The organism is Ekhidna sp. (assembly GCF_965212185.1).
Taxonomy (GTDB): domain Bacteria; phylum Bacteroidota; class Bacteroidia; order Cytophagales; family Cyclobacteriaceae; genus Ekhidna.
This window is the reverse complement of record NZ_OZ243102.1, coordinates 3,662,157-3,685,464: the sequence shown is the minus strand read 5'-3', so window position 1 is coordinate 3,685,464 and position 23,308 is coordinate 3,662,157. Positions and strand designations below refer to the sequence as shown.

22 protein-coding genes are annotated in these 23,308 nt (G+C 38.6%); 18 read left to right on the top strand and 4 right to left on the bottom strand.

Annotated features, from left to right (window positions below):
• Positions 1-59: 59 nt before the first annotated feature.
• The 9 genes from arsB to ACOMC3_RS16075 all read left to right on the top strand — a co-directional run bounded on the left by arsB (position 60) and on the right by ACOMC3_RS16075 (position 9,788).
• Positions 60-1,097: an ACR3 family arsenite efflux transporter gene (arsB, locus tag ACOMC3_RS16115; RefSeq protein ID WP_420316914.1), complete on the top strand. Its 1,038-nt coding sequence runs from the start codon at positions 60-62 to the stop codon at positions 1,095-1,097.
• A 23-nt stretch (positions 1,098-1,120) separates the two neighbouring features.
• Positions 1,121-1,447 carry an ArsR/SmtB family transcription factor gene (locus ACOMC3_RS16110; protein ID WP_420316913.1) on the top strand — a complete coding sequence of 109 codons (327 nt, stop codon included), beginning with the start codon at positions 1,121-1,123 and terminating at the stop codon, positions 1,445-1,447.
• A gap of 40 nt (positions 1,448-1,487) precedes the next feature.
• A complete protein-coding gene (locus ACOMC3_RS16105) occupies positions 1,488-1,865 on the top strand; it encodes a hypothetical protein (protein ID WP_420316912.1) in 378 nt (125 codons plus the stop codon).
• Positions 1,866-1,877: 12 nt separating this feature from the next.
• Positions 1,878-2,300: an ArsI/CadI family heavy metal resistance metalloenzyme gene (locus ACOMC3_RS16100; protein WP_420316911.1), complete on the top strand. Its 423-nt coding sequence runs from the start codon at positions 1,878-1,880 to the stop codon at positions 2,298-2,300.
• A 75-nt stretch (positions 2,301-2,375) separates the two neighbouring features.
• Positions 2,376-2,969, top strand: coding sequence for a low molecular weight phosphatase family protein (locus tag ACOMC3_RS16095; protein WP_420316910.1), 594 nt, complete (start codon positions 2,376-2,378; stop codon positions 2,967-2,969).
• A gap of 54 nt (positions 2,970-3,023) precedes the next feature.
• Positions 3,024-4,349: an NAD(P)/FAD-dependent oxidoreductase gene (locus ACOMC3_RS16090; RefSeq protein ID WP_420316909.1), complete on the top strand. Its 1,326-nt coding sequence runs from the start codon at positions 3,024-3,026 to the stop codon at positions 4,347-4,349.
• 93 nt (positions 4,350-4,442) lie between these two features.
• Positions 4,443-5,435, top strand: coding sequence for an AAA family ATPase (locus tag ACOMC3_RS16085; protein ID WP_420316908.1), 993 nt, complete (start codon positions 4,443-4,445; stop codon positions 5,433-5,435).
• Between the two features lie 187 nt (positions 5,436-5,622).
• A complete protein-coding gene (locus ACOMC3_RS16080; protein WP_420316907.1) occupies positions 5,623-6,834 on the top strand; it encodes a hypothetical protein in 1,212 nt (403 codons plus the stop codon).
• Between the two features lie 80 nt (positions 6,835-6,914).
• Positions 6,915-9,788 (top strand): TonB-dependent receptor domain-containing protein, encoded by a 2,874-nt coding sequence (locus ACOMC3_RS16075; protein WP_420316906.1) that lies wholly within the window; start codon positions 6,915-6,917, stop codon positions 9,786-9,788.
• A 64-nt stretch (positions 9,789-9,852) separates the two neighbouring features.
• Here the strand turns inward: ACOMC3_RS16075 and ACOMC3_RS16070 are convergent, their stop codons facing one another.
• Positions 9,853-10,431, bottom strand: a complete 579-nt coding sequence (locus ACOMC3_RS16070; RefSeq protein WP_420316905.1) for a hypothetical protein — start codon at positions 10,429-10,431, stop codon at positions 9,853-9,855.
• Here ACOMC3_RS16070 and ACOMC3_RS16065 point away from each other — a divergent pair.
• The 3 genes from ACOMC3_RS16065 to uvrA are packed head-to-tail and all read left to right on the top strand — an operon-like array spanning position 10,430 to position 14,928.
• The gene (locus tag ACOMC3_RS16065) at positions 10,430-11,356 is read left to right on the top strand and encodes a TIGR01777 family oxidoreductase (protein WP_420316904.1); all 927 of its coding nucleotides are present in this window, start codon (positions 10,430-10,432) and stop codon (positions 11,354-11,356) included. The two genes, ACOMC3_RS16070 and ACOMC3_RS16065, sit on opposite strands and share 2 nt — an antisense overlap.
• A 4-nt stretch (positions 11,357-11,360) precedes the next feature.
• The gene (locus ACOMC3_RS16060; protein WP_420316903.1) at positions 11,361-12,092 is read left to right on the top strand and encodes a TIGR00730 family Rossman fold protein; all 732 of its coding nucleotides are present in this window, start codon (positions 11,361-11,363) and stop codon (positions 12,090-12,092) included.
• A 13-nt stretch (positions 12,093-12,105) separates the two neighbouring features.
• Positions 12,106-14,928 carry an excinuclease ABC subunit UvrA gene (gene uvrA / locus ACOMC3_RS16055; protein ID WP_420316902.1) on the top strand — a complete coding sequence of 941 codons (2,823 nt, stop codon included), beginning with the start codon at positions 12,106-12,108 and terminating at the stop codon, positions 14,926-14,928.
• Here the strand turns inward: uvrA and ACOMC3_RS16050 are convergent.
• Positions 14,925-15,230: a hypothetical protein gene (locus ACOMC3_RS16050; protein ID WP_420316901.1), complete on the bottom strand. Its 306-nt coding sequence runs from the start codon at positions 15,228-15,230 to the stop codon at positions 14,925-14,927. The two genes, uvrA and ACOMC3_RS16050, sit on opposite strands and share 4 nt — an antisense overlap.
• Positions 15,231-15,417: 187 nt before the next feature.
• Between ACOMC3_RS16050 and ACOMC3_RS16045 the strand changes: the two genes are divergently transcribed.
• Complete coding sequence (locus ACOMC3_RS16045) at positions 15,418-16,461, top strand: sensor histidine kinase (RefSeq protein ID WP_420316900.1); 1,044 nt, start codon at positions 15,418-15,420, stop codon at positions 16,459-16,461.
• A 27-nt stretch (positions 16,462-16,488) separates the two neighbouring features.
• Positions 16,489-17,199 (top strand): LytR/AlgR family response regulator transcription factor, encoded by a 711-nt coding sequence (locus ACOMC3_RS16040; protein WP_420316899.1) that lies wholly within the window; start codon positions 16,489-16,491, stop codon positions 17,197-17,199.
• Here ACOMC3_RS16040 and ACOMC3_RS16035 read toward each other — a convergent pair.
• Together ACOMC3_RS16035 and hemW are read right to left on the bottom strand one after the other, a co-directional pair.
• The gene (locus ACOMC3_RS16035; RefSeq protein WP_420316898.1) at positions 17,196-17,588 is read right to left on the bottom strand and encodes a hypothetical protein; all 393 of its coding nucleotides are present in this window, start codon (positions 17,586-17,588) and stop codon (positions 17,196-17,198) included. The two genes, ACOMC3_RS16040 and ACOMC3_RS16035, sit on opposite strands and share 4 nt — an antisense overlap.
• Before the next feature lie 32 nt (positions 17,589-17,620).
• Positions 17,621-18,751, bottom strand: coding sequence for a radical SAM family heme chaperone HemW (gene hemW, locus ACOMC3_RS16030; protein WP_420316897.1), 1,131 nt, complete (start codon positions 18,749-18,751; stop codon positions 17,621-17,623).
• A 25-nt stretch (positions 18,752-18,776) separates the two neighbouring features.
• Here hemW and ACOMC3_RS16025 point away from each other — a divergent pair, with 25 nt between their 5' ends.
• From ACOMC3_RS16025 to ACOMC3_RS16010, 4 genes are read left to right on the top strand one after another with little or no spacing between them, the layout of a single operon-like run.
• Positions 18,777-20,390, top strand: coding sequence for a hypothetical protein (locus ACOMC3_RS16025; RefSeq protein WP_420316896.1), 1,614 nt, complete (start codon positions 18,777-18,779; stop codon positions 20,388-20,390).
• A complete protein-coding gene (locus ACOMC3_RS16020) occupies positions 20,390-21,469 on the top strand; it encodes a DUF4271 domain-containing protein (RefSeq protein WP_420316895.1) in 1,080 nt (359 codons plus the stop codon). The genes ACOMC3_RS16025 and ACOMC3_RS16020 overlap by 1 nt, the downstream gene beginning before the upstream one ends.
• 21 nt (positions 21,470-21,490) lie before the next feature.
• Positions 21,491-22,282 carry a uroporphyrinogen-III synthase gene (locus ACOMC3_RS16015; RefSeq protein WP_420316894.1) on the top strand — a complete coding sequence of 264 codons (792 nt, stop codon included), beginning with the start codon at positions 21,491-21,493 and terminating at the stop codon, positions 22,280-22,282.
• A gap of 42 nt (positions 22,283-22,324) precedes the next feature.
• Positions 22,325-23,278 (top strand): PorP/SprF family type IX secretion system membrane protein, encoded by a 954-nt coding sequence (locus ACOMC3_RS16010; RefSeq protein WP_420316893.1) that lies wholly within the window; start codon positions 22,325-22,327, stop codon positions 23,276-23,278.
• The last annotated feature ends 30 nt before the right edge of the window (positions 23,279-23,308 follow it).

Genomic DNA, 23,308 nt, shown 5'->3' with positions numbered 1-23,308 from the left:
GTGCAATTGTTTTTAAAATCTATCTATTCATTGCAATATTGCGATAAATAAATGAAAGCATGGAAAAATTAAGCTTTTTGGATAGGAATTTGACGCTGTGGATTTTCACAGCCATGTTGGTAGGCGTTGGAGTCGGTTATTTTTTTCCGGGTGTCGCAGATTCAGTTAACTCCATGAGTTCCGGCAGCACCAACGTGCCAATTGCAATTGGGCTTATTCTAATGATGTATCCGCCACTTGCTAAGGTCAATTATTCATTATTGCCTAAAGTGTTTCGAAATGTGAAGATCCTTTCATTATCACTTGTTCTTAATTGGATCATTGGACCATTATTGATGTTTGTTTTAGCCATCACATTTCTTCAGGATTATCCTGAATATATGATTGGTTTAATCTTGATTGGCTTAGCACGCTGCATTGCTATGGTGCTTGTTTGGAATGACTTGGCGGAAGGAAGCAGTGAATATGGAGCTGGTCTTGTTGCATTAAATAGCATCTTTCAAGTCTTTGGATACAGCTTTTACGCTTGGTTGTTTATCACAGTACTTCCACCCTACTTCGGTTTTGATGGAGCAATAGTGGATATATCCATTGCTACAATAGCGGAAAGCGTTGCGATATATTTAGGCATTCCTTTTTTAGCTGGAATAGTAAGCCGATGGTTTCTTGTGAAAATGAAAGGAGAAAAGTGGTACAAAGACACCTTCATCCCGACAATATCTCCTATTACATTAATTGCACTACTGTTTACAATCGTTGTTATGTTTTCACTGAAAGGCCAGCTAATTGTGGAAATACCTTTAGATGTATTGAGGATCGCCGTGCCATTACTCATCTACTTTGTGATCATGTTTTTAATTGGATTCTTTGTAAGCAAAGCAGTTGGGGCAGATTACGACAAAAACGCATCGGTCGCTTTTACAGCTGCCGGAAATAACTTTGAATTAGCGATTGCGGTTGCGATTGCTGTATTCGGACTAAATTCAGGACAAGCGTTTGCTGGAGTAATTGGGCCGCTAGTCGAAGTTCCTGCACTGATATTATTGGTTCGGGTAGCCTTCTGGCTAAGAAAAAAATATTATTTCACAACCAAATGAATTATTCATCGTAATATTACGATATGGGAGTTAGCAAAACAGATTTATTTACCTCCGAACAAAACGAATTGGCATTAGTGGCTAAGGCATTTGCACATCCTGCCAGAATAGCCATCCTGGAACATTTAATTCAAGCCAATAAATGTATCAACAGTGATTTGGTAGAAGAATTAGGTCTAGCTCAAGCCACCATCTCTCAGCATTTAAAAGAATTGAAAAGTGTTGGACTGATAGCCGGAACGGTTGAAGGAACTTCCATGTGTTATTGCATTAATCCGGAAGTATGGAACAAAGTGAAATCAAGACTAGAAGGGCTTCTTGAAAGTTTTGATCCGGCAAATTGTTGTTAAAAAAATTTGAATTAATTAATCGTAATAATACGATATATAGATGAAATTGATTAGGATCCAAAGTAGTAATCTGAATAATAGCCTGGTTTTTTATAGAGCGCTGTTAGATCGTATGCCTCAGGAGATTACCCCGTCTTGCATTCAATTCAAAGCAGAAAACTTTAATCTGGAAATAATTGAGTCAAAGGGAAAACATGAAAGGCAGACGAATGAATTTGAAATTCAGGATTCATTCGAGGTGGTTAAAATTTATCAGCGAATGAGCAGGTTTAATGCTATTGAAAAAATGAAGGAGGATTGTGAAGTAGTCGATCGAGCCATTGGACTTACCGATCCTGATGGAAATAGATGGGTTATAGGCGACCCGGATGTGCATGTGCACTTCGAAAAATGCTACATCGAATTAATAACTAATTAAACTACAATAATTATGGAACAGAAAAATGTATTTCCACGCACACATATCTCGCTATATGTTAGTGATATCAGTGAGACGGTGCAGTTTTATGATAAATTCTTCAATGAAGGAGCTGCTAAGGTGAAAGAAGATTATGCCAAATATGAGCTGGATGCTCCGGCATTAACCATTTCGTTCATTCAGAACCCTCAGAAAGTAAACAATGATGTGGGTCACTTTGGTATCCAGGTTGAAACCAAAGAAGAATTAAACGAAAAGCTCAATCTCGCAAGAGGTCAAAAATTGGTTCAATTAGAAGAAGCTGAAACAGTCTGTTGCTATGCCATTCAGGACAAGTTTTGGGTAAATGATCCAGACGGGTATGAATGGGAAGTATATCATTTCTTAGGAGATGTTGAACAAAATGAAGAGAAGCAAGCCGCAGCTTGTTGTTAAATATTTAATTCCCTTAAATTCCCCCTTAATAAAGGGGGGGTTAGGGGGTTGTTAAACTTATTCTAAAACGCACAAATGATCTACCCTCAAATAAAATCCTACCTCGACAAGGCAGAATCAGTCGAAATCACAAATGAAAGAAAATTGATTCTAAATCAAATTAGAGACTACATACAGTCAACTAATGATCCTAAACTTAATTTCATCTGCACCCACAATTCACGCAGAAGTCACCTAAGTCAAATCTGGGCTCAGACCATGGCTCATCATTTTGGAATTAATATATCTACTTTTTCGGGAGGTACAGAAGCGACAGCTTTTCATCCGAATGCAGTAGCTGCTATTGAAAGTGCTGGCTTTCATGTGACGAAAGAAGAGGGTGATAACCCTAAGTACAAAGTCCATTTCTCTGATGATGTGGCACCTATTATCTGTTTCTCTAAAACGTTTGATGATCCTTATAATCCTTCAACAGGATTTGCAGCAATTATGACTTGCTCAGAAGCTGATGCTGAATGTCCGATTGTCCATGGAGCAAATGCCCGAATCAAGCTGTTTTATGAAGATCCTAAAGTTTCTGATGGTACTGGAGAAGAGGCGCAAGTCTATGGAGAAAGATCCTCACAAATAGCAAAGGAAATGGTTTACATTTTTTCTTCAATTAAATAGTAAAGCAAAGAATTATTATTGGGGGATGTTGTTTAGTAAATAAAAAATAGACACATGCCAATTCCTGCTCATCTTTCTCTGGCCATTCCTGATAATGACCTACCTAGAATTGTAATTGTTGGTGGAGGTTTCGGAGGTCTTAATTTGGCTAAATCTTTGAGAAAAGTGAAGGCCCAAATTGTCCTTTTAGATAAGAACAACTTCCATACATTTCAACCGCTATTATACCAGGTTGCCACAGCCGGTCTTGAACCAGATTCGATTGCCGGACCACTTAGAAAGTCATTTGAAGGCAATCCGAACTATTATTTCCGAATGGTGAAAGTGACCGGTGTTGATTCGGAAAATAATGAAGTAGTGACGACCATTGGCAACTTATCGTACGACAATCTGGTATTAGCAAACGGTTCTGTCACCAATTATTTCAACAAGAAAGATTTTCGACCTAAGGTATTGCCACTTAAGCGAATCGTGCACGCGCTGGATGTAAGAAGTCACATCCTTCAAAATTTCGAACAGGCAGTCATGACTCAGGACAAGGGTGAGTTCGAAAAGATGATGAATATTGTGGTTGTTGGAGGAGGGCCTACTGGTGTAGAAGTAAGTGGTGCCCTAGCAGAGCTGCGAAAACACATTCTTCCTAAAGATTATCCGGATTTAGACTTCTCTCAGATGAAAATTTATCTGATTGAGGGGTCTGGTAGATTACTTAATGGGATGAGTGAATTTGCAGGTAAGGAGGCCCTTAATTACATCAGGAAAATGGGCATTGAAGTACAACTCAACACCTTTGTGGAGGACTATGATGGTGATACAGTCACATTGAATAATGGCACAATAGAAACAGCTACGGTTGTTTGGTCAGCAGGTGTTAGGGGAAATGTAGTGGAAGGCTTAAATGAGTCTTCAGTTGAAAAAAGCAGAATCTTAGTTGATGATTACAACCTGGTTAAAGGTACCAATAATGTTTTCGCAATTGGGGATGTTGCTATGATGCAAAATGAAGAATATCCTCAGGGTCATCCGATGGTGGCTGCAGTGGCCATGCAGCAAGGATGGCATCTTGCAAAGAATTTCAAAAACAGATTCGCTGGTAAAGAAATGGTACCCTTCAAGTATTTTAATAAAGGGTCAATGGCAACCATTGGTAAGAACAAAGCAGTGGTAGATATGCCTAATGGCATGCATTTTAAAGGATTTTTTGCATGGTTGATCTGGATGTTCGTTCACATTATGTACCTCATTGGTTTTAGAAATAAACTCATCACACTAAACAACTGGATTTGGAGTTACTTCACATATGACAAGGGGACACGATTGATCATTCGAACATTTAACAGGAAGTTTCTGAGGAGACCAGCTGGCGTTAACAAGATTTAACACCGAAAATCCTCCGTTTTTTCCTTACTTCAAATGGTTCTTTAATATTTGAATTCAAATCATATTTTTGCAAGCCAAACTCAAATGATAAACATGGAAGAGCAAGTAGTAGATAAGGATCTTCAAAAAGAGCATCAGGATAAAATCCAAAAGGTGATTTCTGAAGTGGGCAAAGTAGTGATTGGTCAGGAGTACATGGTCAATCGATTGCTTGTGGGTCTTTTTACGCAAGGACATATTTTACTTGAAGGTGTACCCGGTTTGGCAAAAACCTTAACAGTAAATGCTCTTGCCGATGTGTTGAAACTTGATTTTCAAAGAATTCAGTTCACCCCGGACTTACTGCCAGCCGATTTAGTAGGTACAATGATTTACAATCAGCAGAAAGCTGAGTTTGAAGTAAAGAAGGGACCAATATTTGCCAACCTGATACTCGCTGATGAGGTGAACAGATCACCTGCTAAAGTCCAGTCGGCTTTGTTAGAGGCCATGCAGGAAAAAACAGTTTCCATTGGTGAAACTACCTATAAGCTGGATCGACCATTTTTGGTAATGGCTACTCAAAACCCAATTGATCAGGAAGGAACCTACCCACTACCTGAGGCACAGGTTGACCGATTCATGCTAAAGATTCATGTGGACTACCTGAGTAAAGAAGATGAGTTGGAAGTAATGAGAAGGATTTCCAATATGAGTTTCAATCCGCAATTGGAAACCATCCTCACCAAAGACGATATATTCTCAATCAGAAATGAAATCAACCAGGTGACTGTTTCTGAATCTATTGAGAAATATATCATTGAGTTGGTTTTTGCGACAAGAAATCCATTGGACTACAAGCTCAATGATGAAGCCCAATACATTCAGTTTGGAGCATCTCCAAGAGCTTCCATCAATTTAAATCTGGCTGCTAAAGCAATGGCTTTCTTCAATGAGCGTGACTATGTCCTACCAGAGGACGTAAAGGAGATTGCTGACGATGTATTTAACCACAGAATTCTGCTCAACTATGAAGCTGAAGCGGACGAAGTGACGACTCACGACATCATCAAATCCATATTATCTAAGGTTAACATTAGCAAATAAAACCACCCTCAGAACATTCTTTGGAAGAAGGGCACTTTACAATTTCTTAACATTTGTAACAGTGCCCTAACAAATAAGCTTCTCATTTAATGATATCGTAACTGCTATTCCTAAGGCAGTTAACATACCACCTTCAATTTTGCAGTACAAATTGATCTAACTCATTAATTAAATCGCAAAATTGAAAATGAAAAACTTAAAGGCAATCGCAATACTTCTAGTGGGAACTCTACTGATGGTTTCATGTGGAAGTGATGATGGCGTAACTCCAACTGACAATAACAATACTCTTGAAGGTGGAATTGGGGTTTTGGTGAATAGTAATATTACTTCGGACAAAACCTGGTCCAATGACTCTATTTATGTTTTAGCAAGTAGAGTTACTGTAGAATCCGGTGCTACTTTAACAATTGAGCCTGGATGTATCATTAAAGGACGAGCAGGAACAGGTGCCAATGCTACGGCACTGCTAATTGCAAGAGGCGCCAAAATAATGGCAGAAGGAACGGCTTCTGCTCCAATCATATTTACTTCTGAGGCTGACCAGATCACACTTGGTCAGATTAATAGCCCAAACCTTACAGCTGACCTTAATGGTCTTTGGGGTGGACTTTTGGTCTTAGGAAATGCTAGGATTTCTGCAGACAATGAATCAGAACAAATCGAAGGAATTCCGGCAACTGATACAAATGGTCTTTATGGAGGAACGGATGATGCGGATAACTCTGGAGTTATCAGATATGTATCTGTTCGTCATGGAGGAGCAAACATTGGTGAAGGAAACGAAATCAATGGCATTACGCTTGGTGGAGTTGGTTCAGGCACCACCATCGAATACGTTGAAGTAGTAGGAAATCAGGATGACGGAATCGAGTGGTTCGGAGGAACTGTCAGCGTTTCTAATGCTATCGTTGTTGGTGCTGGTGACGATGCTATTGATACGGATCAAGCATGGGCTGGGACACTTAATAATTTCATAGTAATCAATCCAGGTGATGAAGCATTCGAATTGGATGGTCCTGAAGGAATTTACGCTGGAGCTGGACATACCATCACAAACGGAACTGTGAAAGCTGATGGAGCAACAGGTTTGATTGACTTTGACGCCAATACGGATGTGAATATGTCCAATATCTACTTTTTTGATTTAACATTTGGCCAGGACGTAGAAGAGTATGCTGATTATGCGGCTCAAGTTGGATTTGATGCTACTTCCATTGAAGCTGCCATCCCTACTGTAGATGCTGATGGTAATGCCGCCACATATACCACTGCAGATTTCTTTGTCGGAATGGGAGAGAATGTAACAGCAGTTGCAAGAGGTACTGTAGGGGCTAATGTCGATGTATTCGCTGACTGGACATTTGCAAGCGTAACTGGAGAATTATCTGACTTTTAAGAGACAGAACTGACAAATACCCGCGGGTGATGAGCTCGCGGGCTTACTTTTTTAAAACATCTATTGAATTTTTATCTGAAATGAAACGATTAAACTTTATCATGTTGCTAATGCTGATGACAATCAGTATAGCAGTGGTAGGACAAAATGGTACCATAAGGGGTACTGTTATTGAAGAGGCTACTGGTGAACCGCTTTACGGAGTTACAGTGGTAATCAAAGGAACTACTAACGGATCCATCACAGATTTTGATGGAAAGTTCCAAATTCCTGCAACTCCCGGATCTTATGACATTCAAGCATCATTTGTGTCTTTCCAAACGGTCACTATTAGTGGCCTTGAAGTGAAACCAAATGAAACAACAGTTATTGATCAAATCCCTTTGAAGGAAGATGTAGAGCTTCTTGAAGAGGTGGTAGTAACTGCTGAAGTGATCAAAACAACTGAGGCAGCTTTACTTACAGTAAAGAGAAAATCTGCAAACCTTCTGGATGGAATTTCATCAGCAAGTTTCAGAAAAATTGGAGATTCAGATGCTGCAGCTGCAGCCAAAAGAATTACAGGAGTATCTATAGAAGGAGGCAAATATGTTTTTGTTCGAGGATTAGGTGACAGATATACAAAAACACTCCTTAATGGGATGGATGTTCCGGGACTTGATCCGGATAGAAATACATTGCAAATGGACATCTTCCCAACCAATGTACTTGATAACATCATCGTTGCAAAAACATTTACTGCTGACCTTCCAGCTGATTTTACTGGAGGATTAGTGAATATTGAGACCAAAGATCTTCCGGATCAAAAAACATTGAATTTCTCTGCTGGATTAGGATATAATCCAAGCATGCACCTAAACAAGAGTAACCTTTCGTATCAGGGAAGCTCAACAGACTTTCTAGGGTTCGATAATGGAACGCGAGCGCTACACATCGATGATAGCGAGGTGATTTTAAATGGCCAGATCTATGCAGCTAATAGTCCAGTTGGACAGCAATATGCAGCACAGCTAAGAGGATTTAATAAAACACTTGCTGCTGAAAGATCCACAAACTTCATGGATTATAATCTTGGATCTTCTTTTGGAAATCAAAAAGAAACTTCGCTTGGAAGGCTTGGCTACAATTTTGCCTTGACTTACAGAAAGACATCTGAGTATTATGAAGATGCTGTTTTCTCTCGTTATGGAATTAACGATTCTGATGCATCAGATCTTCAATTGGAAAGAAGAGAATTCCAATCAGGTGATTATGGAGTTAATAATGTTTTACTAGGAGGCATGGCTGGATTCGCTCTTAAAAGAAATATGGCGAAGTACAGGGTTAATCTTTTAAGGTTACAAAATGGTGAAAGCAAAGCAGGTATCTTCGATTATGTAGGAAGCGATGAAGGTTCAGACTTTGTTGGACTTCAGCATAACCTTGAGTATAGCCAACGGTCTTTGTCAAATGTTCTCCTTGCAGGAGACCATTATCTAAAAAATGATTCATGGCAAATCAACTGGAGAGTTTCTCCAACCATTTCTTCTATTGAAGATCCGGATATCAGATTCACAAGATATCAAGTAGAAAGAGGCGAATTCCAAATTGGTAGTGGTGAGGCAGGTTTTCCAAGAAGAATTTGGAGAGAACTGAATGAGTATAATATCGCATCAACTGCATCTGCGCTAAAAGAGCACACACTTTTTGGAAGAGATGCGAAGCTTAAATTCGGAATTGGATCAACATTTAAATCAAGAGACTTTTCAATCAGAACTTTCTCGATCAATATTGGAGATGACAGTGGCTTAACTGGAAATCCGGATGAGCTTTTCTACGATGAAAATCTTTATCCAGCAGATGGAGGTAATTTCTACAGTGCTGATTTTGTTCCTAGAAATGTAAACTTCTTTGAATCTTCGATACTCAATAACTCAATGTATGTTTCCTCTGAATTTTCTCCTGCAGACAATCTGAAAGCAATCGTTGGGGTAAGAGCAGAAGATTACAGCCAGTTATATTCTGGTCAGAACTCAAGAGGTGAAGCTGTTCAAAACGAAAAAGTTATTGATGAGCTTAACTTTTTCCCATCGGTTAATATGATCTACTCATTGACTGATCGTCAAAACCTGAGAGCATCATATTCAAGAACAACCGCTAGGTTCTCATTTAAGGAAGCATCTTTTGCTGAGATCTTTGATCCATTAACAGGAAGAACATTCTTGGGAGCATTAAGTGAGGCGAGAAATAGTAGAAATGAAGTGATATGGGATGGCAATATTAAAAGCACACTCATTGATAATTTTGATTTGAGATGGGAAATATTCCAGGATAAAGGTCAAACAGTTTCTATCAGTGGATTTTATAAGAAATTCAATGACGCAATCGAAACGGTACAAAGTGCAACGGCTGATAACAACTTCCAGCCAAGAAACTTAGGAGATGCAACTGTAATTGGTACTGAACTTGAAGTAAGACAAAGTCTTGGTAAGATTAACCGAGCGCTTGAAAATTTTACAGTTAGTGGAAACTTCACTTACCTAAAATCAGAAATTACAATGGGCGATGAAGAATTTGAGTCACGCTCAAGAAATTTGAGAGTTGGTGAGAACCTTAATAGAACGAGAGTTTTACAAGGACAGGCACCTTATTTGATTAATGTAGGATTTGCTTACAATAAGCCTGAATCAGGCCTGGAAGCTGGTTTATACTACAATGTTCAAGGCGCTACGCTAACTTATACTGGTATCGCGGATAGACCTGATGTGTATTCTGTCCCATTCAACAGTGTTAACCTTTCTGTTAACAAAACATTTGGACAGAACGACAAATACCAGCTCAATATGAGAGTAAGAAATTTGCTGGGAGACAAGAGAGAATTGGTTTATAAGAACTTCGGTTCTGCTGATCAGCCATTCCAATCGCTTGATCCTGGCACAAGAGTTAGTGTTACCTTCAGGTACTCACTATTTTAATCGATAAATCGATAGATGTTTAGAAAAGGCCCTCATAAGAGGGTCTTTTCTTTTTTTGACGTTATTAACTTTTCTCAATCGATTTTATCTCAGCTTTCAATTGTTCGATTTCCTTCTCTATCTCATTAAGTTGATTGAGTAATTCTTCTTTTTTTGTTTCAAGCACCGCATCCCTGTATTGATCGCTAAGCCTGTCAGCTTTCTTTTGTTTTTTCTCAATTTGACTGACCAGATCGCCGATATAAAATTCTTTTTTAAAATCAAGAATCATGGCTAAGGCTTGATCTTTGTATTTTTCGTTCTCCAATCCTAGAAAAAAATCCGTTTTACCTTTTGCTCCTTCCGCTGATTGGGTGAATATTTCAAGATCTATATTTCCATCTGTAGTTTCCGATGGGATAGTTACCTTATAATAGGATTTCATATTTAGTGGTGTTCCAAATTTTCTCGCATATTGCCACCAACCTTTGCGAACTTCCTCCCAGTTAAAATCGAATGCTGTCTTATATCCGTTTAATGTTTTACCTTCCAGAATTACCGAAGAAGCACCAGCCTTTGCTTCATACTTTTTTTGAGCGAAACTCAAAGTAATCCCAAACAAAAGAAGTGATGCGAGAGTATGTTTATAAATAAGTTTTCTCATGTCTTCAACAAAACTAAACGACCAAATCAAAACAGTACTTATCACAGGCGGATCCGGACTTGTAGGAACCGAATTAAGTCAGATGCTAGAGGCAAATGGCTATAAGGTGACTCACCTTTCACGCAACCCAACGCAAAAACACTACCAGACATTTTATTGGGATGTAAAAAAGGGAGAAATAGATGAGGAAGCAATTACCACTGCTGACGCTATTATCCACCTTGCCGGGGCTGGTGTTTCAGATAAAAGGTGGTCTGATGGATGGAAACAAGAAATATATAATAGCAGAATAGACTCTACTCGACTACTTAGAGAAAAGGCTATTTCCCTAAATCCTAAATTGAAACATTTCATTTCTGCATCTGCTGTGGGAATTTATGGTTGGGATTCAGGAGATCAATTGGTCGATGAAAATTCTCCAAAGGGAGAAGGCTTTCTTGCTGATGTGGTGGAAGACTGGGAGAAAGAAGTTGATTTATTCAATGATCACAACATTAAAACGTCAAAAATTAGAATAGGTATAGTGCTAAGTGAAAAAGGTGGAGCATTGGTCGAAATGGCCAAGCCTATCAAGTTTGGGGTGGGTGCTCCACTTGGATCCGGTAAACAATACATGAGCTGGATTCACATCAAAGATCTTTGTGGAATATTTGCTCATGTCCTACAACATGCTCAAGCTGGAATCTTTAATGGAGTAGGCCCGTCTCCTAAAACCAATAAAGAATTTACTAAAGCAGTAGCAAATCAATTAAATAGGCCACTTTGGCTGCCGAATGTTCCTAAATTTGCGCTCCGATTAATTGTAGGTGAAATGTCGGACATCCTAATTGGAGGAAATCGTGTGTCAAGCAAAAAAATTGAAGATGCGGGATTTAATTTTCGGTTTACAGCGTTAGACGATGCGCTGAAAGATTTACTACACTAATACTATGGAAGAGAATAAAACGATAAGTAAAGAGGAAGAGGCACGGATTCTGGAAGCCTTCAAAGAAAAGGATTGGAACGAAATTAAGAGTGCTGATTCATGGGCCATCTTCAAAGTGATGGGTGAGTTTGTTCAGGGATTTGAGAAAATGGCTAAGATTGGGCCATGTGTATCGATCTTCGGATCTGCCAGAACAAAGCCAGATAACAAATACTATAAAATCGCAGAAGAAATTGCTGCCAAAGTTGTGCAACATGGATACGGAGTGATCACCGGCGGTGGACCAGGTATCATGGAAGCGGGTAATAAAGGCGCAAATGCTCAGGGCGGTAAATCTGTAGGATTAAATATTGACCTTCCATTTGAGCAAAACAATAACATTTACATTGATAGAGATAAGAGCATTGATTTTGACTACTTCTTTGTCAGAAAAGTAATGTTCGTGAAATACTCACAAGGGTTTATCGTGCTTCCGGGGGGATTTGGAACCATGGACGAACTTTTCGAGGCATTGACCTTAATTCAAACAAAAAAAATTGGTCGATTCCCAATCGTTTTGGTGGGAAGAGAGTATTGGTCAGGAATGGTTGATTGGCTCAAAAAAGTCATGCTGGAAATGGAAGGAAACATTAGCAAGACTGATCTTGAGTTATTCAATGTAGTCGATACCGCCACCGAAGCTGTTGAAGTGATCGATGACTTCTATAGCAAATACCACCTAAGCCCTAACTTCTAATTGGAAGTGTAAATTGAAAAAGCGCGAAGAAGTAATCGAAGTAATTGGTGCGCGAGAGCACAACCTAAAGAACATTGATGTCAAGCTACCTCGTAATAAGCTGATTACCATCACAGGAATTAGCGGGAGTGGCAAGTCATCTTTGGCCTTCGATACCATTTATGCTGAAGGTCAGCGCAGATACATGGAAAGCTTCAGTGCTTATGCCCGGTCATTTATTGGGGATATGGAGCGTCCGGACGTTGATAAAATTGAAGGACTCAGTCCTGTCATTTCTATCGAGCAAAAGACGACTTCCAGAAATCCACGCTCCACTGTCGGTACCGTTACAGAGATTTATGACTTCTTCAGACTTTTATTCGCAAGAGCGGGAGAGGCTTTCTCCTACCTTTCTGGCAATAAAATGACCAGACAGTCAGAAGATCAAATCATAGAAATGATTCTTAAGAATTATGATGGTAAAAAACTGGTATTACTCGCTCCTGTAGTGAAAGGTAGAAAAGGACACTACCGTGAATTGTTTGTACAGATTAGAAAGCTGGGGTTCACCAAAGTTAGGGTTGATGGAGAGGTGCAGGATTTGGTGCCGAAAATGCAGGTTGATCGCTACAAGACTCATGACATTGAGATCGTAACCGATAGAATAAAGGTTTCTGATAAGGACAGAAAAAGAATCCGTGAATCCGTAAATACTTCGCTTCGGCATGGTGATGGGGTGATGATGATCCAGATGGAAGACGAATCCATCGCACATTTCTCGAAAAATTTAATGGATGCGGAAACCGGACTGGCATATGATGATCCGGCTCCAAATACCTTTTCATTCAATTCGCCTTACGGAGCTTGTAAAGAATGCAATGGCTTAGGGGTAATTGAAGAAATATCCAAAGAATCAGTCATTCCCGATCCATCGATAAGCATTAGCCGTGGAGGTATTGCTCCATTAGGTGAGTATAGGGATATTTGGATTTTCAAAAAGATTGATGCGATTCTGAAGAGGAATAAAGTCAACCTTTCTACTCCTATTAAGAAAATTCCGAAGGAGCTCATAGATGTCTTGCTTTATGGTGACAGTGTTCCGGTGGCAGTTAGCTCTGTTAAATATCCGGGAACCGACTGGCACACAAAATTCGAAGGGATCATCAACTTCCTGGAAAAACAAAAAGATGGCGGTTCAGAGAAGATTCAAGCATGGGTAAAGGAATTTACCGATACCCGAACATGCCCAAGCTGTGATGGCTACCGATTGAAAAAGGAGGCGTTAAATTATAAAATTGGTGACAAGCACATCGGCGAACTTGCTGAAATGGACATCAATAGTCTGGGGACCTGGATCGAGAACATCGAAGAAAAATTAGATGACCGCCAATTGGTGATTGCCACTGAAATCCTGAAAGAACTTCGAAAGCGCATCGGATTCCTTCTTGATGTGGGATTGGATTATTTAAGCCTGAATCGTCCTTTGAAAACACTTTCCGGAGGAGAGGCACAACGAATCAGATTGGCAACACAAATTGGAACGCAGCTTGTAAACGTACTTTATATCCTGGACGAACCAAGCATAGGTTTACATCAAAGAGATAATGTGAAGCTGATCCAGGCGCTCAAAGATTTAAGAGATTTGGGTAATACGGTGATCGTAGTTGAGCATGATAAAGACATGATGCTAGCTTCGGACGAGGTTGTTGACATAGGACCGGGTGCTGGTAGACACGGCGGTCAAATCGTTGCTAAAGGAAATCCACAGGAATTTTTAAGGTTAGGAAGCTCCACAGCTGATTACTTAAATGGAAAAAGGAAGATAGAGATTCCAAAAGAACGACGAGGAACCAACGGCAAGTGGCTAGAACTTTATGGAGCAAAAGGGCACAACTTAAAAAACGTTGACCTGAAGCTGCCATTAGGCAATCTTATTTTAGTAACAGGTGTTTCCGGTAGTGGCAAATCCACACTCATTCATGAGACACTTTATCCAATCATTCGAAAGCACTTATACAAGAGCAGGCAAGAGCCTTTGCCATTCAAAAAAATTGAAGGAGTAGATCACTTTGATAAAATCATTGAGGTGGATCAATCTCCAATTGGTCGTACACCTAGATCGAATCCAGCTACCTATACCGGAGTATTCTCAGAAATACGAAGCTTGTTTGCGCAACTTCCTGAAGCAAAAATCAGGGGCTACAAACCGGGACGCTTTTCTTTTAATGTGAAAGGCGGTCGTTGCGAAACCTGCGGAGGTGGAGGCATGAGACTAATCGAGATGGATTTTCTTCCGGATGTTCATGTGCCATGTGAGACATGTAAGGGGAAACGATACAATCGAGAAACTTTAGAAGTGCGTTTCAAAGGAAAATCTATTTCTGATGTACTTGACATGACCGTGTCTCAGTCGGTTGAGTTTTTTGAAAATCAGCCACGTATCGTAAGAAAACTCAAAACCTTGGATGAGGTAGGCCTTGGATACATATCATTGGGGCAGCATGCTACAACACTTTCTGGAGGTGAAGCACAGCGAGTGAAGTTAGCAACCGAACTTTCTAAAAAAGATACAGGGAAAACCTTCTACATTTTAGATGAACCTACAACTGGGTTACATTTTCAGGATATAGAGCATTTGCTCGATGTACTACAAAAACTGGTAAACAAAGGAAATACAGTGCTTATCATTGAGCATAACATGGATGTGATTAAGGTTGCTGATCACATAATTGACCTGGGACCGGAGGGAGGTTATGCTGGTGGACAAATCATTGCCCAGGGCACTCCGGAAGAGATCATTAATGTCAAAGAAAGCTATACCGCTAAGTTTCTAAAAGAGGAATTGTCTATATCCTAGTTTAACATTTCCGGCAAGCCCTCTGCATCTCTAAAGTAGTAATAGTCACCTTGATGATCGAATGCAAAATCGCTTTCCTCCAGCACGATGTGATCAATAACACTGATTTTGTTATTCGCTACATCATTGAGAGGAAATTCTTTTACAAGCTCACCTTCATAGCTGTAGATTTTCACCATCTGTTGAAATTCCAGATCGGCATCAATTTGCATGTTCAATCCTTGATTGTCACGCATTGTAGCTTCGGCCGTGCCTAAAATTCCGGAGGCACTTAGCATTAGCAGTAAGAGTAGTGATTTCATATTTGTCTTTTTTAATTTGAGTTTAGTCCTGCTTTTTTTACGACGATTTAGACTTCAGGTTTGTTAATTCTCCTTAATTCCATGAGCGGAATAGTTAATGATTTGTTAAAAACCATTCATCATCAGATGCATTCACCCATGAAAAGTTTCAAAGAAGTGTGACTGCACTTGACTAGATTTATCGCCAATGACCAAGCAAAAAATATATTGGCTATGTCAAATTTTAGGTTGGGGAGTGTATGGCTTCATTCAGATATTTCTCTATACGATAGCCAATAGGTTTGATCCTTCTCAAGCATTGGGGGTACTCTATCAGGTAGGATACTTTATCGCTACTACTCATTTACTGCGTGCCATTATTCTGAGAAGAGGCTGGCTGAATTTACGTTTGAGTTTCTTGATACCACGAATTTTAATTGCCACTTTCATTTTAAGCTGTTTTAATTATGGATATCTACTCATCATAGAATACTTCTCAGGGAGCATTTCCAAACAGGATTTGATGTTTTTTACCGTCTTGATAAATACGTTTGGTTACTGGGTTATCTATTTTATATGGACCATTTTTTACTTCACCTTTCATTATGTAGAGCGATATAATAAGTCCTTGAAAGCTGAAACAGCAGCACGAGAAGTTGAACTCAATAATCTCAAAGCTCAACTCAACCCTCACTTCATTTTTAATGCGCTCAACAGCATAAGGGCTTTAGTCGATGAAAACCCTAGAAAGTCAAAAGAGTCAATCACACAATTGTCTCATATCCTAAGAAACTCACTAATCAGTGATAGAAAGAAACTCATTCCATTTACGGAGGAATTAAAGACCGTCATGGATTACCTGGCGCTGGAATCCATTCGGTATGAGGAGAGACTTACTACAAAGTTTGACATTGATAAAAACTCAGGAAAATACCAGATTCCACCATTGATGATTCAAACCTTGGTAGAAAACGGAATAAAACATGGTATATCTAATCTTAAACAAGGCGGTGAAATAAGTATTGAGACGACCATAAAAAGAAAACAACTATGTCTTCAAATCCGTAATACGGGGCAGCTGTTGGACAATCATGATAAAGAAGAGGGTTTTGGATTAGCCAATACCCGAAAACGACTAGAACTCATTTTTGGTGAGACGGCACGGTTTGAGATTAAAAACGAAAATAAAAATACAGTACTTACCTCTATTACTATCCCACAGCTGAACAGACCAAGGAGAGATGTGGAATAATTCCAGTATTTTAACCTATCAATTTATATGAAAGCGATTATTGTAGACGATGAAAGATTAGCTAGGAAGGAATTAATGTCTTTACTGGCCAACCACCCTGAGATTGAAGTGGTGGATGAAGCAGCCAATCCAGATGAGGCGGTTGAGAAGATTGAAAAGCATGATCCCGATGTAGTTTTTCTTGACATCCAGATGCCCGGGAAAACTGGATTTGAGATGTTGGAAGAAATGGAAAAAGTACCGCAAGTAATATTCACCACCGCCTACGATGAATTTGCCTTAAAAGCCTTTGACTACAATGCGCTTGATTATTTACTGAAACCAATTCAGCCAGAAAGGCTGACTGAAAGTTTAAATAAAGTGACCATTAAGGCTGCTAAAAATCCGGCGAAGGATCAAAAACTAAGCAGCAAAGATCAGGTCTTTGTGAAGGATGGGGATAAATGTTGGTTCGTAAAACTGGAAGATGTTCGGCTATTTGAATCTGATGGTAACTACATCAAAGTATATTTTGATAAGTTCAAGCCGATGATCCACAAATCTCTCAATGCACTTGACGAGCGTTTAGATGATCGACACTTTTTTAGAGCCAGTAGAAAACATATTATCAATCTTGGTTGGGTTGAATCCATTGACACCTGGTTTAATGGTGGTTTATTGGTTCAATTAAAAGGCGGAGAGAAAATCGAAGTGAGTAGACGTCAGTCTGCAAGATTTCGGGAGATGATGAGTCTTTAGTTCTTCACCGCCTCTAAAAACTGCTTCTCCACATGAAAGTCTTTGGATAAGGTCAGAATAGCAGTCGTTTCCATTTCGGTAACATATCCTTTTTTGTGCGTTTCTTCCCACACCTCCATCAGGTATTTGATTCTGTCAGGCTCACTCATCTTACAGAAGATTTTTGAAAGGAATTCTCTGGAACGCTCAAATGCAGATAAGTAATCTTCCGCAATAAATTTATTCGCCCATTCCATCTCATCACTTGCCTTCATTTCATTGGCGGATTTTTCAAGCATGTCGCGCTCTTCATCATCTAGTCCGTGGTAGTGAAAGATGAGGGATTTAAGTAGTAAAAGTGCCTTTTTAGTGGTCGTGTCCATTTGAATTTCAAAAGTAGAGCTAATCATCCATTATCCCTAGATTTTAATTAAGAGCATTGCTATTCAGGAATAAATAATCGTAAAGCGATTTCATCTGCAACCAGAAATCCCTTCGGTTTCAACCTTAGGTGTTGTTGGGAGAGCTCAATCATATCAAGAGCTAACATTTCATTTAAAAACATTTGGTGCTTCACTTTTAAATCAACTCCAATCTCTTTTTTATAGACTAGTAAATCGATTCCATTTTTTGTCCTCAGCTGGGTCAATATTTGTTCATTGATTCGTTGATTGGATGAAAGCATCTCTTCCTCCCAGTGCAGGGTACCAGATGAGATCGCCTTCAAATATTTGCTGTTATTTCTAATGTTAAACCTCCGTTTTGATTTACCATCAAATGAATGTGCCCCAGGCCCTACACCCAAATACGGCACCCCGGACCAATACGCATTATTATGTCTTGAGTAATATCCTTCTTTTCCGAAGTTGGAGACTTCATATTGGATATAACCTTTCTTTTTCAAAAATTCAATCGCGTACAGATACTGTTCTGCTGCTTCATCTTCCGGAACCTGAATAAGTTTGTCATCTCGCTCCCACTTACCAAAAACGGTTTTGTTTTCGATGGTTAAACCGTAAAGTGAAATATGTTCAGGGTTGAGGTCAATTACACGCTGTAAATCTTCTTTCCATCTTTTTGAATTATGATCTGGAATGGCATAAATAAGATCTAAAGAAACATTACTGAACCCTGCACTTCTCACATTATCAATCGCTTCCAAAGATTCTTGAGAGCTATGGATACGATTCATCCAATCCAATTTTTGATCATCAAAAGTTTGCATACCAACACTCAACCTATTTATTCCAAGATCATGGATGGATTGGGAATGGCTTTTCGTTAAATCCTCAGGATTAGCCTCCAAAGTAATTTCAGCAGATAGTGAAACGTTGAACGTATCCTTTACTGACTTTAATAAGATTTGAATTTGATCATGTGTTAGCAAAGAAGGTGTGCCGCCACCGAAGTAAATGGTCCGTATTTCTTCTGACAGATATTCCTTTCTATCAGATATTTCTTTTGCAATCGCATTCACCATTGCGTCCTGATTTTTCAGATTAGTACTAAAGTGGAAGTCGCAATAGTGACATGCTTGCCTGCAAAATGGAATATGGATATAGATGCCAGCCATGATTTGGGCTAAATTGCAAAGACCAATGCAAAGAATCTTAATTCTAATTGTATTTGTATATGCAGGCGCTCTCCGTGCTCAGATAAAATCACAAGTTTTTGTTGATTCTACGCTCTATTCTGAGGTACAATTCCCAGATTCATTAGCCTTATCTTCATATGTGAAAAACCTCCAGCTCAATTGGATCGATCAAGGACATTATTTCTCAGGTGTTGATTCGGTATTAGTAACAAATGACTGGCACAAAATTTATCTTCATAAGGGCAATAAATTCAATGCATCGATTCAAAATGTGAAAGGAAGGAAGCTCCATTCACAATTAAAAAGAGAGTTAAAAAACTATACGAACAATGGATATCCTTTTGCTTCCCTGGAGATTGATTCACTGAATCTCACAGAAGATCTGCTGACAGGTCGATTATTAATTGCTTCAGGTCCTGAAATCACTTATGACTCAGCATTTTTCTTCAATCCATTGAAGACGAACCATTCATATATTTATCAGTCACTCGACATTACCCCCGGTGATTCATTTAGTGAGAAGAGTTATCGGGGTATCAATAAAAAAATTAAGCGCTCTTCATTTCTTTCTCTAAAAAGCTCTCCGGATTTATCTTTTCACAGAGGCAAAGCCAAACTATATCTGGATATTGAGGAAAAAGCATCCAATACATTTCATGGAGTTATTGGGCTACAGCAGTCGGGTGCAGGCAATACTTCTTTCGTGGGAAATTTGAATTTGGATATTCAGAATCTTTTTAGATCAGGTAAGAAGTTTAAGTTCGCATGGGAACGTTTTTCTGAAGCATCCCAAGAGTTGGATGTCCGATACAAGCACCCTTTCATTTTTGGATCTAAAATTTCCCCATCGGGCCGCTTAATTATATTGAAACAGGACACAACATTTCTTACTCGGACAGCAGGTATTGGACTAAACACTTACATAGCACCTGGAGTAGAGTTGTCTTTCGAGGTAGAACAAACAGACGGAACGCTACTTTCAACAGACATTAAGGTAATTGGACAATCGGGTTTAGCAGATTACAGAAGAACCGCCTACCAGGTAGCATTTTTTAATGGTGATCGCTCCTCTCTCGAGACTTATAGTCAGGGATTTATATGGAGTTTGTCAGCTGCAGCTGGCAGGAAAACAATAGAACGTAATGTTAGTATTCCTGATAATTATTATGACACCATTCAGAGCAATACGGACTTTTACAGATTTGAGAATCATGCTGCTTACCAACTAAAAGTATTAAAGCGTCAAACTGTTTTTCATTCCATTAAAGGAGGACTGCTTTCTAATAAAGAATTGTTAAAAAATGAACTCTATCGGATTGGAGGTTTGACAACTCTGAGGGGCTTCAATGAGAAGTCAATTTTTGCTGAATCATATTTTTTAAGCCGGCTGGAGTTGAGATCTTTTTTTGAAGATAGTAGTTACGCATTTTTATTTTACGATCAACTTTTATTCAACAGAACAAGCTTTTCAGATAATCCTTTGGGATTAGGTTTAGGATTTACTCTGGGAAGCTCGTCCGGTCAATTTACTTTTGCATTTGCAATTGGTAAATCAAAAGCTCAACCAATTACTTTTTCAAATATGAAAGCACATTTCGGTTACATCACAAGATTTTGATGAGAAGTATATTTCTACTCATATTCATTTCGATTTCTAGCAGTGGTTTTTGCCAGCAGGATACCATTGTCATTATAGATTTCACAAAAGTTTTGATAGAGACCAATCAAAACAAGCGAATTTCACCTGTCACTTCGCTTGATCAGATAAATCGTGCCGGTTTCTTTTTGAATGGATATAAAAATGGATCAATACGGATATGCAATCCAGAACCCCTATCCATATGGACCAATGGTCAATTATTTGAAATCATAAAAGGCTGTCAGTTTATCGAATTGGAGAACTTGATGGAAAAAGAGGCTGATACTGTTTTTATTTCATTGAGCTCGCAAAATTCACTTAAGAATTTGAGGTGTGAGTTAGTTGTTTTCGAAGAATTGAAAATAATTAAAGAAGAAATATCAATGCCTCGTACTGCAAGAGATCTATTTCAAGAGTTTCTCATAATTGGCTGGATAATACTAATCCTTATACTAGGATTTTTTATATATAGGTTTCCTTCAAGGGTTGCATACTTGAAGAATAAAACTTTCACTTTTAAGATCAGCGCATACGAATTTATAAACACAAATTTTTTTGAGGGAGGAAGTATATACCTAACAATATTCTATTCGTTGGGCCTTGCTTTTGCTTTGTTTTATCTGAATTTTTCCTTATCACTTGATTTATTTAATTCGCCAATTTCGTTGATTCTTTTTTTATGGTCTTGGATTAAAACTGCTATAGTAATATTTGGATTGATTGTTTCTAAATGGGCAATAGTTTCAATCGTAGCTGGACTATTCAATTTTAAAGGGTTGAAGAATTATCAGTTATTTGATTTTCTAAATTTTCAGACTTTTCTTTTAATTCCCATACTCGGCTTAATTCTTCTCGACTTCATGTTTAGTCATTCAATCATTGGCTGGATTTCATTAGATGCTGTTTTTCTTTTTGCTGGAAGCCTGATCTTGTTTATCATATGGTTCACATTAAAATTTGTTAATAATTCTCCACGCAAAAAACTTATGATTATTTCCTACCTTTGTGCCACGGAAATTATCCCTGCCATTATTTTACTAGGCTTGTTCTATAAATAATTATAATAATCGGAGAATTACATGAGTGCCACTAATGACCTTTTGGAACTGAATAAAGAGCGATTGAAAGAAGTGAACAGTATATTAGTATCACAGCCTGAGCCTTCAGATCCTAATTCACCTTATCACAAATTAGCAGAAAAGTACAATTTGAAAATTGACTTCCGTCAATTTATTGAAATTGATCCTGTTGACATAAAAGAGTTTAGAAAGCAAAAAGTCAACATACTTGATCACACAGCAGTAATTTTTACTAGCAGAAACGCAATCGATCATTTCTTTAGATTGGCAACAGAGAGCAAGATTGAAATTCCAACAGATATGAAGTATTTCTGCATATCTGAGACAACTGCCAATTATCTGCAGAAATACATCGTGATCAGAAAGAGGAAAATTTTCACTGGAGAAAGAACGGCGGAGGATCTTTTGAATGTAATTAAGAAACACAAAGACGAAAAATTCATTTTCCCGTGCTCAAATATCCGAACAGAACACATTCCTGATTTTCTGAATGAAAACGGATATACATGGTCGGAAGCTACCATTTACAGAACTGTAGCATCTGATTTGTCAGATTTGGATGATGTAACATACGACATCATTGCATTCTTTAGCCCTTCAGGTATTGAATCACTTCTGCACAATTTCCCAAATTTTAAACAGAATAAAACCCGGATTGCCGCTTTTGGTCCTACTACTTCAAAAGCTGTAAAAGATGCAGGATTTGTTTTAGATATTCAGGCGCCACTTCCTAATGCTCCTTCAATGACCGGTGCTTTGGAGGTATATATCAAAGAAGCAAACAACATTTAATCAAAATAGGGGTATAAGGATTGTAAGAGTTATACTTACAATATGAAATCAAGCCTTAAGGTTTATTCATTCCTTTTTTTGTTAGGTGCAGCCAATTTAGGCCTTGCTCAAAATGATTATTTCTTTAATCATTACACATTCAATCCATCTTATTTCAATGCAGCATGGGTTGGCAATGAGAAGCAGGCATTTGTCGCAATGCATCATAGAACCCAATGGGCTGGATATGATGCTTCCTTTGATCCAGAAGGTGCACCATCAACTCAACTCTTGTCTTTAGTTGTACCAACAGAAGGTAAACTCTCAGGGGTTGGACTTTCCGTTTCTAACGATCAATCGGGACCTCTAAACTCAATTCAAGCAAGGTTCGCTATATCAGCGCGTCAAGAATTTAATTTTGGTGGTATTGCGATAGGACTATCGCCTGCAATTAATATTGCGTCAATAAATGCCAACTATAGATTTGTAGATCCTGGAGATAATTTAATCCCTGGTGGGAGTGAGTCACAATTCAAACCAAACCTTCACGCGAGTGTATTTTTTCAATCAAAGAAGGAATATTTTATTGGAGCTGGAGCTGAAAATATTTTACAACCAAAATTTAACTTTGGAACAGACGCATCAAATACAGTGCCTTTAAGCTACACTTTGATGGCAGGAACTTCAGTGGGATTTGCCAGGGAGCTCCTTTTTAAACCTTCCATTTTAATTAGGTCAGATCTTAAAGCATATACATATGATATTACAGCTATTATGGAGTATCAGGAAAGAATGTGGGGTGGTGTAGCATTTAGAAGAGGTGAGTCTATAAGTGTGCTGTTAGGCTATTCTTTTTTGGAAAATAATAAATTAAGAGCGGGCTATTCGTTTGATTACATAGTAAAAGATCAAGATGCTAAGCAGCCAACCTCTCACGAAGTATTTATTAGGTATAATTTACCAAGTTTAGTCTTTGGGGGACGAAAGGCTGTTAAAACCCCTCGATTCACTTTTTAGTCAGAATTAAAAAAGACTTCATCCAAAATT

Bases quoted from the DNA above. Each gene is read 5' to 3' on its own strand.
- ACOMC3_RS16065 (WP_420316904.1), top strand. From the start codon at position 10,430: ATGTCTTCAACAAAACTAAACGACCAAATCAAAACAGTACTTATCACA.
- hemW (WP_420316897.1), bottom strand. From the start codon at position 18,751: ATGGCTGGCATCTATATCCATATTCCATTTTGCAGGCAAGCATGTCAC.
- ACOMC3_RS16090 (WP_420316909.1), top strand. From the start codon at position 3,024: ATGCCAATTCCTGCTCATCTTTCTCTGGCCATTCCTGATAATGACCTA.
- arsB (WP_420316914.1), top strand. From the start codon at position 60: ATGGAAAAATTAAGCTTTTTGGATAGGAATTTGACGCTGTGGATTTTC.
- ACOMC3_RS16010 (WP_420316893.1), top strand. From the start codon at position 22,325: ATGAAATCAAGCCTTAAGGTTTATTCATTCCTTTTTTTGTTAGGTGCA.
- ACOMC3_RS16095 (WP_420316910.1), top strand. From the start codon at position 2,376: ATGATCTACCCTCAAATAAAATCCTACCTCGACAAGGCAGAATCAGTC.
- ACOMC3_RS16060 (WP_420316903.1), top strand. From the start codon at position 11,361: ATGGAAGAGAATAAAACGATAAGTAAAGAGGAAGAGGCACGGATTCTG.
- ACOMC3_RS16105 (WP_420316912.1), top strand. From the start codon at position 1,488: ATGAAATTGATTAGGATCCAAAGTAGTAATCTGAATAATAGCCTGGTT.
- ACOMC3_RS16040 (WP_420316899.1), top strand. From the start codon at position 16,489: ATGAAAGCGATTATTGTAGACGATGAAAGATTAGCTAGGAAGGAATTA.
- ACOMC3_RS16110 (WP_420316913.1), top strand. From the start codon at position 1,121: ATGGGAGTTAGCAAAACAGATTTATTTACCTCCGAACAAAACGAATTG.
- ACOMC3_RS16050 (WP_420316901.1), bottom strand. From the start codon at position 15,230: ATGAAATCACTACTCTTACTGCTAATGCTAAGTGCCTCCGGAATTTTA.
- ACOMC3_RS16070 (WP_420316905.1), bottom strand. From the start codon at position 10,431: ATGAGAAAACTTATTTATAAACATACTCTCGCATCACTTCTTTTGTTT.
- ACOMC3_RS16085 (WP_420316908.1), top strand. From the start codon at position 4,443: ATGGAAGAGCAAGTAGTAGATAAGGATCTTCAAAAAGAGCATCAGGAT.
- ACOMC3_RS16025 (WP_420316896.1), top strand. From the start codon at position 18,777: ATGCAAAGAATCTTAATTCTAATTGTATTTGTATATGCAGGCGCTCTC.
- ACOMC3_RS16045 (WP_420316900.1), top strand. From the start codon at position 15,418: ATGACCAAGCAAAAAATATATTGGCTATGTCAAATTTTAGGTTGGGGA.
- ACOMC3_RS16075 (WP_420316906.1), top strand. From the start codon at position 6,915: ATGAAACGATTAAACTTTATCATGTTGCTAATGCTGATGACAATCAGT.
- ACOMC3_RS16035 (WP_420316898.1), bottom strand. From the start codon at position 17,588: ATGATTAGCTCTACTTTTGAAATTCAAATGGACACGACCACTAAAAAG.
- ACOMC3_RS16080 (WP_420316907.1), top strand. From the start codon at position 5,623: ATGAAAAACTTAAAGGCAATCGCAATACTTCTAGTGGGAACTCTACTG.
- ACOMC3_RS16015 (WP_420316894.1), top strand. From the start codon at position 21,491: ATGAGTGCCACTAATGACCTTTTGGAACTGAATAAAGAGCGATTGAAA.
- ACOMC3_RS16100 (WP_420316911.1), top strand. From the start codon at position 1,878: ATGGAACAGAAAAATGTATTTCCACGCACACATATCTCGCTATATGTT.
- ACOMC3_RS16020 (WP_420316895.1), top strand. From the start codon at position 20,390: ATGAGAAGTATATTTCTACTCATATTCATTTCGATTTCTAGCAGTGGT.